Consider the following 13849-nt stretch of genomic DNA (forward strand, 5'->3'; position numbering starts at 1 on the left):
CATTTATTTCTATAACTGATCAATCGTCCGATGTTTTTTGTTTGTATTCGCACAAGTCTTCGATTCGGCAACTGCCGCACCGCGGCTTGCGCGCCAGACACACGTAGCGTCCGTGAAGAATCAGCCAGTGGTGGGAATCGAGCAGGAATTGCTTTGGTACAAACTTCATCAGCTTGTCTTCCACTTCGACCACATTTTTGCCGGGAGCGATGCCCGTGCGGTTGCTGACTCGGAAGATGTGCGTGTCGACGGCCATGGTCAGCTGACGGAACGCCGTGTTGAGCACCACGTTGGCGGTCTTTCGGCCGACACCGGGCAACGCTTCGAGCTCCTCACGCGTTTGTGGCACTTCACCGTTGTGGCGTTCGACCAGCAAGCGGCATGTCTCGATGACGTTTTTAGCCTTGCTGTTGTAGAGGCCGATGGTCTTGATGTATTCGGACAGCCCCTCCACGCCCAGCGCGTAGATCGCTGCCGGGGTGTTGGCGACCGGGTACAGCTTGGCTGTCGCCTTGTTTACGCCAACGTCGGTCGACTGCGCCGAAAGAATCACCGCAATCAGCAATTCGAAGGGCGAGGAGTAGGCCAGTTCGGTTTTCGGCTCGGGATTGTCTTCATGCAGGCGGCGGAAAATCTCAAGACGTTTTGCGGCATTCATGGGCGATGCGTTTCCTTGGGAATTGAGTTCGAGCGAGTCCACGCCTGACGGGCCGCGAGCAGCAGCCCCAAGACAATCAGCGCGCCGGGAACCAGGGTTGCCAGAGGCAACCCCTCGCTAAGTAAAACCAGACCTTGCCAGTGTCCGAACAGTCCTCGGCCCAAGCGACCCTGGCCTGCGAGTTCACGCACGACGGCGAGTATCACCATCAATGCGCTGAACAGACTGCTTAGCTTTAGGCGCTCGAGGCGTGTCTGGCGGAAAAATCCGTTATGTTCCAGTACCAGGCACTGCAAGGCGATCAACCCGGCATACAGACCAAAAGCCTGATGCCATGGCAGAAACCAGCGTTGCGCGAAGACCTCGGCACAACTGGTCAACGTTGCGGCGAGCAGCAGGCCTGCTGACCATGTGGCCGCAGGCGTCAGACGTGAGCGTAAAAAAGACATGCACAAACCGTAGGCACCAACGACCATCGCGAACATCAAGAGCGCGCCCAGTGCGCCAGCCAACGAACTCGTCGTTCCGAGCAAAAGCAAGAGCATCAATGAATTCGCCACGTGCGCCGTGCGGTTCATGGCGGGCTCCCCAGCAATGCCAGACGATGCTGGTCAAAGTAGCGAAGAGCGTCATGCACAGCGTTGATCACCGCGCGGGAAGTGATGGTCGCACCGGCCATTTGATCGAATTGCCCCTGATCCTTTTTCAGTGCCCAACCGGCATCCGTCGGCTCATCACTCGATTTCCCGATAAACACCGACAGCCATGCATTCGGCCATTCGCCCAGATGTCCGCCGAGTGCTGGCGTTTCATTTTGCTTGAGGGTTTTCACGCCCAACAGTTTTCCATGGTCATCAATGGCAATCAGCAGTTCGATGCTGCCTGCATAACCCTCGCTGCGGCTGCGCAGCAACACTGCGACCGGTCGCCCTGCTTTGCTTGCGCGATAGCCGCCGGTCAGCGTGCTGTGGCTCAAGGCAACGTCCGCCAAGGCCAGAGGCTGCTCAAGTGGTTGATTGTCGTAGCTGTCGGGCGCGAGCACGTCGAGCAGTTTGCGACTGTCGAGCAGACGTTGTTCGGCGGCTATCTGCGGCGCATTGCTGCGTTGCACAAGATACGTCGCCGTGATGCCGACGAAGGCCAATAGCAGCAGCGTGAGTGTGCTCTTTGTGCGGCTCATGGGCGCACCGGTGTCTGTCGACTCACGGCGAAACGCTCGAGTGCCGGCACGCAGAGATTCATTAACAGCACCGCGAACGCGATGCCGTCCGGGTAACCGCCCCATGTGCGGATCAGGTAAGTCAGCAGTCCGACTCCGGCGCCGAACAACACGCGCGCCAGCGCATTTTTTGCCCCGGATACCGGTTCGGTGATGATGAAAAACGCGCCGAGCATGGTGGCACCGCTCAGCAGATGAAACAGTGGCGAGCCGTGAGAGTCCGAGCCCGAGCCGTTCCAGCACAGCAGGCTGACTAAAAACAGGCTGGCGAGCATACCGACAGGCGCGTGCCAGCCGAATACTCGCCGTTGCAGCAGAAATAGCCCGCCGGCGAGAAACGCCAGATTGACCCATTCCATGCCATGCCCGCCGAAGCGCCCGAAGGCCGGGTTGGCGGCGAACAATTCATCGATGGTCAGGCTTTTATTGATGCGCAGGCTGTCCAGGGCCGTGGCCTGAACCCAGGCGTCCGGGGCCTGCCCCGGATTGAATACCTGCTGCAAGGCGTCGAGCAGGGCCATGCCATGGGCCGGCCATTGGGTCATCGGCTGCGGGAACGTCACGATGACCAAGGCAAAACCGAGCATGGCCGGATTGAACGGGTTTTTGCCCACGCCGCCATACAGATGTTTGCCAAACAGCAGACCTGAGGCGGTCGCTGTCATCGTCAGCCACCAGGGGCAATAGGGCGGCAGGGCGACGGCCAGCAAAGTCGCGCTGACCAATGCGCTGCCGTCAGTGAGCAGCGGCTGCAATGCTTGCCCGCGCAGGCGTGCCACGCCGGTCTCGACGGCCAGTGCGCAGGCGACGCAAAGGATCAGATTGATCAATACGCCCCATCCGTAAAACCAGAACAAGCTCAGCAACCCCGGCAGCATGGCAAGCAGCACCAGCTTCATCGCCTGTTGCAGGCGACCGTCGGGTGTCTCAAGGGGCAACATGGTCTTGCACCTGGCGCTCGGCGTCTTGCAGGCGGGCGCGGGCCTTGTCGAGGGTTTCGGCCGGGGTGTCAGCGCGTCGTTCGAGTTTGTTCAGGTCAGCGCGGGCGTAGGCCAATTCGGTTTTCAACTGGCGAAGTTGGCTGTCGATCGGGCGTTTTTCCACGCGCACCAGATCAGGCGCAGGCTGATCGCTGCCCGCTTCGGCGGCGTGAAGGGCTTGCTCGGCGTCACGTAACGCCTGTTCCAGCGTCGCAATCTGCTCGGTCGGCGCTTCGGCGGTCTGGGCCTTTTTCAGTTCGGCGCGGCGCATGGCCAATTGAATTTTTGCCCGCTTCAGGTCCGCGTCTTTCGCTGGAGCTGGAGCTGGCGGAGTGGCGGGTGCGCTGCTTTCGAGTTTTGCCAAAGCCTGTTCGGCCAGTTCGAATTGCTGCTGCAACACGATCAATTGCGACTGCTGTTCAAAGGTCGGCGGATGGCCGAAGGCTTTCAGCGATTTATGCAGTTGCGCACGGCTCATCGCGACATCGATCTTGGCTTTTTTTAGTGCGGCGTCGGCGCCTGCGGATTTTTGCGCGCGCACGCGTTCCAGTGCAGCTTGCACCGGGTCGAGCGTTGTCACTTCAGATTGAGCGGCGCGTTTGGCTCGCGCCTCCCGCTCAGCCTGTTTCTGTTGTTCTTCGCGTTGCAGGCGGGCATTGCGTCGTTCAAAGCGCTGGCGGGCGTGATCACGTTTGGCGGCGCGCGCGCGCTGTTCTTCAAGATTGAACGCGAGGCCACCGACCACAGGCAGTGTGCTCGGCGGCAGAGGATGCATTTCGATGCAGTCCACCGGGCAGGGCGCCACGCACAGGTCGCAACCGGTGCATTCGTCGATCAGAACGGTGTGCATCAATTTCGCCGCGCCGACGATGGCATCAATCGGGCAGGCCTGAATGCACTTGGTGCAGCCGATGCATTCGGCTTCGCGGATGTAAGCCACCTGCGCTGGCGCCGAACCGCGACTGACGTCCAGTTCCAGCACCGGCACTTTCAACAGGTCGGCCAGTGCCGCGATGGTTTCATCACCACCCGGGGGGCATTTGTTGATCGGCTCGCCGTCGACGATGCCCTGTGCGTAAGGTTTGCATCCTGGATGACCGCATTTGCCGCACTGAGTCTGCGGCAGAAGGGCGTCGATGCGTTGAATCAGACTCATGTTTTGATCAGTCCACTGAATCCGAGAAAAATCACTGCGATCAATCCGGCGCCGATCAGATCGATCGGCAGGCCGCGAAAGGGCAGGGGAATATCGTTGTCGGTTGTACGCTCACGCAAATCGCTGAACAGGCTCAGCACCAGCCAGAAACCCAGCCCGGCACCGAGGCTCATTGCTGTCGCGTGCAACAGGCCTTGATCGTTCTGCGCATTGATCAGCGCCAGTCCAAGCACGCCGGCGTTGCCCAGCAACAGCGGCCACAAACCCTCGAACGACAGGTTCGGCAACCCACGCGCCAAGAGCTTCAGCAACGGTGCGATCAACAACACGCTCAATGGCAAAAACACGAACAGGCGCAGCGCTTGCAGTTGCAGGGGTACCAGCAGCCAGTGCCAGATTGAATAGCCAACCACGCCGACGATCACCATCAGACACAAGGTCGCCAGCCCCAGCGCGTGCACCTGCCGACGACTGCCCGCCAATAGCGGATCGACGCCCAGCGGCCAGTGCAACACGAAGTTGTTGAGCAGCGCGGCACTGATAAGCGTAAGCACGAGTTCGGTCATGGGGCTGCCGGCGAAACGGGCGGATGTCTCATAAGGTTAGGCATTATCCGGCAGCGACGGTGAGTGGGCCAGATATGAAAAATCCCACAGGCATGCGCGCACGCCTGTGGGATCGATTTGCCGCAGAGTCTTACTTGATGCGCTGACCTGGCTTGGCGCCGCTGTCCGGGCTCAGCAGGTAGATTTCTTCACCGCCAGGACCTGCCGCCATCACCATGCCTTCGGAAATACCGAACTTCATTTTCCGCGGCTTGAGGTTGGCGATCATCATGGTCAGGCGACCGTCGAGCTTGGATGGGTCTGGATAAGCGCTCTTGATTCCGGAGAACACGTTGCGTTGCTCGTCACCGATGTCCAGGGTCAGGCGCAGCAGTTTGTCGGCACCTTCCACGGCTTCAGCCTTGATGATCAGGGCAACGCGCAGGTCGACGGCGGCGAAGGTGTCGAAGTCGATTTCCGGCGACAGCGGATCCTTGGCCAGTTCGCCGTTGCCTGCCGGGGCGGCTGCGCCGGTATCGGTCTGGCTGGCGGCGAGGTCTTCTTTCGAGGCGTCGGTCATGGCTTGCACTTTTACCGGGTCGATGCGGGTCATCAACGGCTTGAATTCGTTGAGCTGATGATTTGCCAGCAGGGTGGTGTGGTCGTTCCAGGTCAGCGGGGCGACGTTGAGGAACGCCTCGGCATCGGCGGCCAGCAGCGGCAGCACCGGTTTGAGGAAAATCACCAGTTGGCGGAACAGGTTGATGCCGGTGGCGCAAATCGCCTGGACTTCATCCTGTTTGCCTTCCTGCTTGTTCAACGACCACGGAGCCTTGTCGGCGATCCAGGCGTTGGCGCGGTCGGCCAGGGCCATGGTTTCACGCATGGCACGGGCGAAGTCGCGGGCTTCATAAGCGTCGGCGATGCTTGGCGCGGCGGCGAGGAAAGCCTCGGTCAGCTCAGGCGCGGCATTGTTGTCGACCAACAGGCCGGCATTGCCCTTTTGAATGAACCCGGCGCAACGGCTGGCGATGTTGACGACTTTGCCGACCAGGTCGGAGTTGACCTTCTGCACGAAGTCTTCGAGGTTCAGGTCGAGGTCGTCAACGCCACGGCCCAGTTTGGCTGCGTAGTAGTAGCGCAGGTATTCCGGCGACAGGTGATCCAGGTACGTGCGGGCCTTGATGAAGGTGCCGCGCGATTTCGACATCTTCTGGCCGTTGACGGTCAGGTAGCCGTGTACGTTGATCGCGGTCGGTTTACGGTAACCGGCGCCTTCGAGCATGGCTGGCCAGAACAGGGCGTGGAAGTTGACGATGTCCTTGCCGATGAAATGGTACAGCTCGGCAGTGGAATCCTTGGCCCAGAACGCGTCGAAGTCCAGCTCCGGCGTGCGATCGCAAAGGTTCTTGAAGCTGGCCATGTAGCCGATTGGCGCATCCAGCCATACGTAGAAATACTTGCCCGGCTCGCCCGGGATCTCGAAACCGAAGTACGGCGCATCGCGGGAGATGTCCCACTGTTGCAGGCCGGCGTCCAGCCACTCGGCGATCTTGTTGGCCACGGCGTCCTGCAAGGTGCCGCTGCGGGTCCAGGCTTGCAGCATTTCCTGGAAGTCCGGCAGTTTGAAGAAGAAGTGCTGGGAATCCTTGAGCACCGGGGTGGCGCCCGAGATTGCCGACTTCGGATCCTTCAGATCAGTCGGTGCGTAGGTTGCACCGCATTTTTCGCAGTTGTCGCCGTACTGGTCTTCAGTGCCGCATTTCGGGCAGGTGCCCTTGATGAAGCGGTCGGCCAGGAACATTTTCTTTTCCGGGTCGAAATACTGCGTGATCGAACGTTGGGCGATGTGCCCGGCGTCACGCAGCTTGAGGTAGATCTGGCTCGACAGCTCACGGTTTTCTTCGGCGTGAGTGGAGTGGAAGTTGTCGAAGTCGACCAGGAACTCGGCAAAGTCGGCGCTGTGTTCAGCCTGCACGTTGGCGATCAGTTGTTCCGGGGTAATGCCTTCCTTTTCTGCGCGCAGCATGATCGCCGAACCGTGGGCGTCGTCGGCGCAGACGTAGATGCATTGATTGCCGCGATGCTTCTGGAAGCGCACCCACATATCGGTCTGGATGTATTCCAGCATGTGGCCAAGGTGGATCGAACCGTTGGCGTAGGGCAGGGCGCTGGTGACGAGGATCTTGCGTGGCTCGGACATGTGGGGCTTCGCTACTTGATGAAACGGAGGTCGGCCACTATAAAGCGCTGGCGCATATTTTTCACCCTGTGCGCCTGTTTCCGGATGCGCCAGGCAGATTATTTTTGACTGTGAATCCCTGTGTTGTGAACGGGTTTGCCTGTGGCGAGGGGATTTATCCCCGATCGGCTGCGCAGCAGTCGTAAATCCATTGCACGCGGTGTGTCTGATGGGCTGAGGTGTCCGGTTTTGGGGAGGCTTCGCCTCCCATCGGGGATAAATCCCCTCGCCACAATATCTGTGACTGGCATAAATCCCATTCACCCTGGAATGTTTGCGGTACAAATCCACTCACCACAAATCAATCTGCGCGGTACGATACCCGCCATCTTTTCCCAGTCTTGTTATCGGAGTTGCCCATGAGCGCCGTCACTCGCGCAGCGGTGGAAGCCGTCCTCAGCCAATACACCGACCCTTACCTGAACCAGGACCCGGTCAGCGCCGGTTGCGTGAAGAACATCGAGATCGTCGGTGACCGCGTCAATGTGCAGCTGGAAATCGGTTACGCCGCCGGCCTGTTCAAAAGCGGCTGGGCGCAATTGCTGCAACTGGCCATCGAAAACCTCGACGGCGTAGTGATTGCCAAAGTCGAGGTCAACACGGTGATCGCTGCGCACAAGGCTCAAGCGCAGATCCCGGGGCTGGCCAACGTCAAGAACGTGGTTGCCGTGGCGTCGGGCAAGGGCGGTGTCGGCAAATCGACCACCGCCGCCAACCTCGCGCTGGCGCTGGCCCGTGAAGGCGCCAAGGTCGGGATTCTCGATGCCGATATCTACGGCCCGAGTCAGGGCATCATGTTCGGCATTCCCGAGCGCACTCGCCCTGAAGTCAAGGATCAGAAGTGGTTCGTGCCGCTCAAGGCCCACGGCGTCGAAGTCATGTCGATGGCGTTCCTGACGGACGACAACACGCCAATGGTCTGGCGTGGGCCGATGGTCTCCGGCGCATTGCTGCAACTGGTCACGCAAACCGCGTGGGGCGATCTCGATTATCTGGTGATCGACATGCCGCCAGGCACTGGCGACATCCAGCTGACCCTGGCGCAGAAAGTCCCGGTGGCAGGCGCTGTGATCGTCACCACACCGCAGGACCTGGCCTTGCTCGACGCGCGCAAAGGCGTGGAAATGTTCCGCAAGGTCAACATTCCGGTGTTGGGCGTGGTGGAAAACATGGCCGTGCACATCTGCTCCAATTGCGGCCATGCCGAGCATCTGTTCGGTGAAGGCGGCGGCGAGAAGCTTGCGAGCCAGTACGGTGTCGAGCTATTGGCCTCGCTGCCGTTGTCGATGCTGATCCGCGAACAGGCCGATGGCGGCAAGCCAACGGTGATCGCCGAACCGGACAGCCAGATTGCCATGGTCTATCAGCAACTGGCGCGTCACGTTGGCGCGCGGATTGTGTTGCAGGAAGCGGCAACGCCGGCCATGCCGAACATCACCATCAGCGACGATTGATCGGCGTCGCCAGTTAAAAGATCGCAGCCTTCGGCAGCTCTTACAGAAAAACATTGTGTAGGAGCTGCCGGAGGCTGCGATCTTTTGATCTTGTTCTAGATCCGCAACCCGCCATCCATCTCCAGAATCCGACCGGTGTAATAGTCGTTCTCGAAGATGTACGCCGCCGAATGGGCGATCTCTTGCGGTTTGCCCATACGCTTGAGTGGAATCCCCGCGGTCATCTTCTCCAGCGCTTCCGGCTTCATGCCCAGGGTCATCTCGGTCTCAATGAAGCCCGGCGCAATGCCCGCCACGCGAATGCCATAACGCGCCAGTTCCTTGGCCCAGGTTACGGTCGCCGCCGCCACACCGGCCTTTGCTGCGGAATAGTTGGTCTGGCCAACGTTGCCTGCGCGCGAGATCGACGAGATGTTGATGATTGCGCCGCTGGTCTTGAGCTCGACCATTTTCGCCGCGACTTCGCGCGTGCAGAGGAATACGCCAGTCAGGTTGACGTCGATCACTGCCTGCCACTGGGCCAGGCTCATCTTGGTCATCTCGCCGTCCTTGACCTTCAGTAGCAGGCCATCACGCAGGATCCCGGCGTTGTTGATCAAACCGTGGATCGCACCAAAGTCGGCGGCGACCTGCGCGACCATGTGCTCCACCTGTTCTTCATTGGCGACGTTGCACAAATAGCTGCGGGCCTCGACGCCTTTGGCTTTGCAGGCGGCGACTGCGTCGTCGAGCTTTTCCTGGTTCAGATCGACCAGCGCCAGCTTCGCGCCTTTGTCGGCGAAATACTCGGCCATCGAACGGCCCAAACCCTGGCAACCGCCAGTGATAATGATTACTTTGTCGTTGAGTTGCATTCGCATGCCCCGATAGCAGGTCAGAGTGGATTTCCCTTAGAGAGCCTCTCGATCTGCGCCTGATGTGGCCTGGCTGCACATGAGAATTGCCCGATGGTGAGCGGAACTTATCCCGCGCACCTGTCCGTTTTTTCGACGGATTCTATTTAAGGAGTCATAAATTGAGCGTTGAAGTGGCGAAGAATGCCCGAGAATTGCTTCTCAAGGAATACCGTGGAGTGCTCTCGACCCACTCTAAATCCATGCCCGGTTTTCCCTTTGGCTCCGTCGTGCCGTATTGCCTGGACGAGCAGGGCCGGCCGTTGATCCTGATCAGCCGCATCGCCCAGCACACGCACAATCTGCAAAAAGACCCGAAATGCTCGATGCTCGTGGGTGAGCGCGAGGCAGATGATGTGCAAGCCGTTGGTCGCCTGACCTATCTGGCCGAGGCGCAAAAGCTTGAAGACACCGCCAGCATTGACGCGGCGGCCGAGCGTTATTACCGCTACTTCCCCGACTCGCAGAACTACCACAAGGCTCACGATTTCGATTTTTGGGTGCTGAATCCGGTGCGACATCGCTACATCGGTGGTTTCGGTGCGATTCACTGGGTCGATCAACTGACCTTGGCCAACCCGTTCGCCGGCAAAGCCGAAATCAGCATGGTCGAACACATGAACAGCGACCACGCCAAAGCCATCGCGCACTACGTCGATCTGGCCGGGCTGCCGAAAACCGTGCCGGCACAACTGGCCGGGATCGACACCGAAGGCATGCACCTGCGCATCGGTCAGGCGCTGTACTGGTTGCCGTTTCAAGCGCCATGTCATACGCCGATACAAGTGCGCGAAGCCTTGGTTTCTCTGGCTCACGCCGAGCATTGGCCAAAAAATGCAGTGGCCGACGCTTGAATTCACGAAAGGGCGACGTCATCTAAGGCTTACTGCAAGGCATTTCTTGCGTAGAGGAAAGTTAGATGCGCCCTTTTTTGTTGCTCTTTCTGCTGTTTCCGGTGCTGGAGCTGTTCGTATTCGTCAAAGTGGCAGGGGCTATCGGGTTTTTCCCGGCCCTGCTATTGATCATTCTCGGCTCGATGTTCGGGGTATTCGTGCTGCGCGTCGCCGGTCTGGCCACGGCACTGCGTGCCCGTGAAAGCCTGAACCGCGGCGAACTGCCAGCGCAAACGATGCTTGAAGGTCTGATGCTGGCACTGGCCGGTGGCCTGTTGATCCTGCCAGGCTTCATCAGCGACGTGGTCGGTCTGGTGATGCTGCTGCCATTCACCCGTCGACTGCTGGCCAATAAAATGCGCCAGCGCGCCGAAGAACAGGCGATGCGCCAGCGTGCGTTCGCTGACGATCTGCAACCACGCGGCGGGCCTGCCCCACGCGAGACGCTGGGCCGTGAGCCCAACGTGATCGAAGGCGAGTTCGAACACCGCGACACCAAGTGACACCTGAATCGACACGGCACCCTCGGGTGCCGGGTTTTTATGTGGGCTGCATCCGGGCGCTGCGATGAAAAATTTTCTGCGTTCGCCCTTGTAATAAGCTTATGCGCCCTTATGTAACGGTCACCGCAAGGTTTCTGGCATTTGCGCCAGTCAGACTTCCGCGTCTCGCTCGACGAGGCGCACCCGGCGAAGGCCGGATTTGTTAAACCCGCCGGGACTACACCGGCCGATGAAAACCACAATTAGGAGAGATCGACAATGAAGCTTCGTCCTCTGCATGACCGCGTCGTAATCCGTCGCAGCGAAGAAGAAAAGAAAACCGCTGGCGGTATCGTCCTGCCAGGTTCGGCTGCTGAAAAAGCCAACCACGGTGTGATTCTCGCTGTAGGCCCGGGCAAAGCTCTGGAAAACGGCGAAGTGCGCTCACTGTCCGTTAAGGAAGGCGACAAGGTTGTGTTCGGTCCTTACTCCGGCAGCAACACTGTGAAAGTCGACGGCGAAGACCTGTTGGTAATGAGCGAGAACGAAATTCTCGCCGTTATCGAAGGCTGATTACCCCGTCCATTTTCCCGCTACTACAAAGTATTTAAGGAATATCGATCATGGCTGCTAAAGAAGTTCTGTTTGGCGATTCCGCCCGTAAGAAAATGCTCAAGGGCGTCAACGTCCTGGCAGACGCAGTAAAAGCGACCCTAGGCCCGAAAGGCCGTAACGTGATCATCGAGAAGAGCTTCGGCGCTCCGACCATCACCAAGGACGGCGTTTCCGTCGCCAAAGAAATCGAACTCGAAGACCGTTTCGAAAACATGGGCGCGCAGCTGGTCAAAGACGTTGCCTCCCGTGCCAACGATGACGCAGGCGACGGCACCACCACCGCTACCGTGCTGGCTCAGGCCATCGTCAACGAAGGCTACAAAGCCGTCGCTGCCGGCATGAACCCGATGGACCTCAAGCGCGGCATCGACAAGGCGACCATCGCCGTTGTTGCTGAGCTGAAAAACCTGTCCAAGCCATGCGCTGACACCAAGGCCATCGCTCAGGTCGGCACCATCTCGGCCAACTCCGACAGCTCCATCGGCGAAATCATTGCCGAAGCCATGGAAAAAGTCGGTAAAGAAGGCGTGATCACCGTTGAAGAAGGCACTGGCCTGGAAAACGAACTGTCGGTTGTAGAAGGCATGCAGTTCGACCGTGGCTACCTGTCCCCGTACTTCGTCAACAAGCCTGAGACCATGGTTGCCGAACTGGAGAGCCCGCTGGTTCTGCTGGTCGACAAAAAGATCTCGAACATCCGCGAAATGCTGCCAGTGCTGGAAGCCGTTGCCAAAGCCGGCCGTCCACTGCTGATCGTTTCCGAAGACGTTGAAGGCGAAGCCCTGGCGACTCTGGTTGTGAACAACATGCGTGGCATCGTCAAGGTTGCAGCCGTCAAGGCTCCAGGCTTCGGCGACCGTCGCAAGGCCATGCTGCAGGACATCGCTGTTCTGACCGGCGGTACCGTTATCTCCGAAGAGATCGGCCTGAGCCTGGAAAGCGCCACCCTGGAAAACCTCGGTAGCGCCAAGCGTGTGACCATTTCCAAGGAAAACACCATCATCGTTGACGGTGCTGGCGTAGCAGGCGACATCGAAGCCCGTATCGCTCAGATCCGTGCTCAGGTTGCCGAAACTTCCTCGGACTACGACCGTGAAAAACTGCAAGAGCGTCTGGCCAAGCTGTCCGGCGGCGTTGCAGTAATCAAGGTTGGCGCTGGTTCCGAAGTTGAAATGAAAGAGAAAAAAGCCCGCGTTGAAGACGCCCTGCACGCAACCCGCGCAGCCGTTGAAGAAGGCGTGGTACCTGGCGGTGGCGTTGCGCTGATCCGCGCTCTGGAAGCCCTGAGCAACCTGACCGGCGACAACGCTGACCAGAACGTTGGTATCGCTGTACTGCGTCGTGCTGTTGAAGCGCCGCTGCGCCAGATCGCTGCCAACTCCGGCGACGAGCCAAGCGTCGTGGTCAACGAAGTCAAGAACGGCAAAGGTAACTACGGTTACAACGCTGCAACTGGCGTGTACGGCGACATGATCGAAATGGGCATCCTGGATCCTACCAAAGTGACTCGTTCGGCATTGCAGGCAGCAGCTTCCATCGGTGGCCTGATCCTGACCACCGAAGCTGCAATCGCTGACAAAAAAGTAGACGCTCCGGCTGGCGGCGGTATGCCAGACATGGGCGGCATGGGTGGCATGGGCGGCATGATGTAAGCCAGCCTTACCCCTGTAACGCAAAAACCCCGCTGGCGAAAGTCAGCGGGGTTTTTTATTGCCTTCTAAAAGATCAACGTCAAAAGATCGCAGCCTTCGGCAGCTCCTACACGTGATTCCTTACCCTGTAGGAGCTGCCGAAGGCTGCGATCTTTTGATCTTTGTTCAGACGCTGACAGGTTGTGTGTTGATCACCGATTCAGTCTTCACCGCCGGGCGATACAGCACCCAGTAATACGATCCCAGACAAATCAGCCAGCAGAAAATCGCCGTCCACACGTTGTGCGAAAAGAAGTGCGCGCCCTGCATCATCCGGCTGATAGAGAACACCGAGCCCAGCGCAAAGGCAAAGATAAACGCCTGTCGCGCCAGACGCGGACGCCGATCACGCAACACGAAGAACAACGCAAACAGGGTGAACCCCGTCGCCGCATGACCGCCCGGCCAGCAACGCCCGGGTTTATCGGTCGGCGGGCGATGATCCATCAATTTGCTGTAGGTTTCATGGCCGCCGAACTGCTCCAGGCTCCAGGGGCATTGCACAGCGGTCACTGCTTTGACCGGCGTCACGAACGAAGTCGCCAGCCCAAGGGACAGCACCAGACAGCCCAACTCGCGCTTGAACGGCTTGAGCCTGTCGATGAAGAACGCGCCGAAGAAGCCGAAAATGGCGAACACCGAAAATGCGATCACTACCTGCTTGGCGCGATCGTGCAGGATGTCTTCGAGGAAGTAGCTGTGCCGGCCGATGAAGTCGCCCGCGACCGGATCGTAGAACAGCCTGGCCAGATCCATGTCCAGATCGGTCAGTTCGAGCAGCACCAGCACCAGTGCAGCCAAGGCAGGAATGCCCAGGCACAGCCAGAAATTCAGAGGCCTTGAAACGGGACGGGCAGAGGTCGACACCATGGCAATTCCTTGGTCGGCAAGTATTTTGAGGGGCGTAATCGCGCGAAGTCTGCGCCCGCGTGCGTAGGTGATTTGTTAACCGAAAGTGAAAAAATCGTTGGCCGGCACAAACAACCGGTTTATCGATAAACATCCCGACACACGCCTAGCC

Annotated in this window: 14 protein-coding genes; 5 read left to right on the forward strand and 9 right to left on the reverse strand. The window is 59.1% G+C overall.

Going from position 1 to position 13849, the window contains the following annotated elements; translation table 11 throughout:
- Positions 1-19: 19 nt before the first annotated feature.
- The 7 genes from nth to metG all read right to left on the reverse strand — a co-directional run bounded on the left by nth (position 20) and on the right by metG (position 6761).
- A complete protein-coding gene (nth, locus tag ICA16_RS06475) occupies positions 20-658 on the reverse strand; it encodes an endonuclease III (protein ID WP_150601727.1) in 639 nt (212 codons plus the stop codon).
- Complete coding sequence (locus ICA16_RS06480) at positions 655-1236, reverse strand: Rnf-Nqr domain containing protein (protein ID WP_210700254.1); 582 nt, start codon at positions 1234-1236, stop codon at positions 655-657. Before ICA16_RS06480 ends, nth begins: the two co-directional genes overlap by 4 nt.
- Positions 1233-1838 carry an RnfABCDGE type electron transport complex subunit G gene (locus ICA16_RS06485; protein ID WP_150616221.1) on the reverse strand — a complete coding sequence of 202 codons (606 nt, stop codon included), beginning with the start codon at positions 1836-1838 and terminating at the stop codon, positions 1233-1235. The genes ICA16_RS06480 and ICA16_RS06485 overlap by 4 nt, the downstream gene beginning before the upstream one ends.
- Entirely contained in the window at positions 1835-2818 is a 984-nt protein-coding gene (locus ICA16_RS06490) for an RnfABCDGE type electron transport complex subunit D (RefSeq protein WP_210700255.1), read from the reverse strand. Before ICA16_RS06490 ends, ICA16_RS06485 begins: the two co-directional genes overlap by 4 nt.
- Positions 2805-4013, reverse strand: a complete 1209-nt coding sequence (gene rsxB, locus ICA16_RS06495) for an electron transport complex subunit RsxB (protein WP_210700256.1) — start codon at positions 4011-4013, stop codon at positions 2805-2807. The genes ICA16_RS06490 and rsxB overlap by 14 nt, the downstream gene beginning before the upstream one ends.
- Positions 4010-4579, reverse strand: a complete 570-nt coding sequence (locus tag ICA16_RS06500) for an electron transport complex protein RnfA (RefSeq protein ID WP_210700257.1) — start codon at positions 4577-4579, stop codon at positions 4010-4012. Before ICA16_RS06500 ends, rsxB begins: the two co-directional genes overlap by 4 nt.
- Before the next feature lie 130 nt (positions 4580-4709).
- Complete coding sequence (gene metG / locus ICA16_RS06505) at positions 4710-6761, reverse strand: methionine--tRNA ligase (RefSeq protein ID WP_210700258.1); 2052 nt, start codon at positions 6759-6761, stop codon at positions 4710-4712.
- 398 nt (positions 6762-7159) lie between these two features.
- On the opposite strand from metG, the gene apbC reads away from it, so the two are divergent.
- Positions 7160-8254: an iron-sulfur cluster carrier protein ApbC gene (gene apbC / locus ICA16_RS06510; protein ID WP_210555034.1), complete on the forward strand. Its 1095-nt coding sequence runs from the start codon at positions 7160-7162 to the stop codon at positions 8252-8254.
- A gap of 95 nt (positions 8255-8349) precedes the next feature.
- On the opposite strand, the gene ICA16_RS06515 is transcribed toward apbC, so the two are convergent.
- On the reverse strand, positions 8350-9108 hold the full coding sequence (locus ICA16_RS06515) for an SDR family oxidoreductase (RefSeq protein WP_150616215.1): 759 nt from the start codon (positions 9106-9108) through the stop codon (positions 8350-8352).
- A gap of 161 nt (positions 9109-9269) precedes the next feature.
- Between ICA16_RS06515 and ICA16_RS06520 the strand changes: the two genes are divergently transcribed.
- From ICA16_RS06520 to groL, 4 genes are all read left to right on the forward strand, one after another.
- A complete protein-coding gene (locus ICA16_RS06520; protein ID WP_150601718.1) occupies positions 9270-10001 on the forward strand; it encodes a HugZ family pyridoxamine 5'-phosphate oxidase in 732 nt (243 codons plus the stop codon).
- A 65-nt stretch (positions 10002-10066) separates the two neighbouring features.
- The gene (locus ICA16_RS06525) at positions 10067-10543 is read left to right on the forward strand and encodes an FxsA family protein (protein WP_150601717.1); all 477 of its coding nucleotides are present in this window, start codon (positions 10067-10069) and stop codon (positions 10541-10543) included.
- A 258-nt stretch (positions 10544-10801) separates the two neighbouring features.
- Positions 10802-11095, forward strand: a complete 294-nt coding sequence (locus ICA16_RS06530; RefSeq protein WP_122606800.1) for a co-chaperone GroES — start codon at positions 10802-10804, stop codon at positions 11093-11095.
- A 50-nt stretch (positions 11096-11145) separates the two neighbouring features.
- Positions 11146-12789, forward strand: coding sequence for a chaperonin GroEL (gene groL, locus ICA16_RS06535; protein ID WP_150592796.1), 1644 nt, complete (start codon positions 11146-11148; stop codon positions 12787-12789).
- Positions 12790-12954: 165 nt separating this feature from the next.
- Here groL and ICA16_RS06540 read toward each other — a convergent pair whose 3' ends face one another.
- Complete coding sequence (locus ICA16_RS06540) at positions 12955-13698, reverse strand: phosphatase PAP2 family protein (RefSeq protein WP_210700259.1); 744 nt, start codon at positions 13696-13698, stop codon at positions 12955-12957.
- Positions 13699-13849: the final 151 nt, after the last annotated feature.

The organism is Pseudomonas anatoliensis, from assembly GCF_017976235.1.
GTDB lineage: Bacteria > Pseudomonadota > Gammaproteobacteria > Pseudomonadales > Pseudomonadaceae > Aquipseudomonas > Aquipseudomonas anatoliensis.

Bases quoted from the DNA above. Each gene is read 5' to 3' on its own strand.
- nth (WP_150601727.1), bottom strand. From the start codon at position 658: ATGAATGCCGCAAAACGTCTTGAGATTTTCCGCCGCCTGCATGAAGAC.
- ICA16_RS06480 (WP_210700254.1), bottom strand. From the start codon at position 1,236: ATGAACCGCACGGCGCACGTGGCGAATTCATTGATGCTCTTGCTTTTG.
- ICA16_RS06485 (WP_150616221.1), bottom strand. From the start codon at position 1,838: ATGAGCCGCACAAAGAGCACACTCACGCTGCTGCTATTGGCCTTCGTC.
- ICA16_RS06490 (WP_210700255.1), bottom strand. From the start codon at position 2,818: ATGTTGCCCCTTGAGACACCCGACGGTCGCCTGCAACAGGCGATGAAG.
- rsxB (WP_210700256.1), bottom strand. From the start codon at position 4,013: ATGAGTCTGATTCAACGCATCGACGCCCTTCTGCCGCAGACTCAGTGC.
- ICA16_RS06500 (WP_210700257.1), bottom strand. From the start codon at position 4,579: ATGACCGAACTCGTGCTTACGCTTATCAGTGCCGCGCTGCTCAACAAC.
- metG (WP_210700258.1), bottom strand. From the start codon at position 6,761: ATGTCCGAGCCACGCAAGATCCTCGTCACCAGCGCCCTGCCCTACGCC.
- apbC (WP_210555034.1), top strand. From the start codon at position 7,160: ATGAGCGCCGTCACTCGCGCAGCGGTGGAAGCCGTCCTCAGCCAATAC.
- ICA16_RS06515 (WP_150616215.1), bottom strand. From the start codon at position 9,108: ATGCAACTCAACGACAAAGTAATCATTATCACTGGCGGTTGCCAGGGT.
- ICA16_RS06525 (WP_150601717.1), top strand. From the start codon at position 10,067: ATGCGCCCTTTTTTGTTGCTCTTTCTGCTGTTTCCGGTGCTGGAGCTG.
- ICA16_RS06530 (WP_122606800.1), top strand. From the start codon at position 10,802: ATGAAGCTTCGTCCTCTGCATGACCGCGTCGTAATCCGTCGCAGCGAA.
- groL (WP_150592796.1), top strand. From the start codon at position 11,146: ATGGCTGCTAAAGAAGTTCTGTTTGGCGATTCCGCCCGTAAGAAAATG.
- ICA16_RS06540 (WP_210700259.1), bottom strand. From the start codon at position 13,698: ATGGTGTCGACCTCTGCCCGTCCCGTTTCAAGGCCTCTGAATTTCTGG.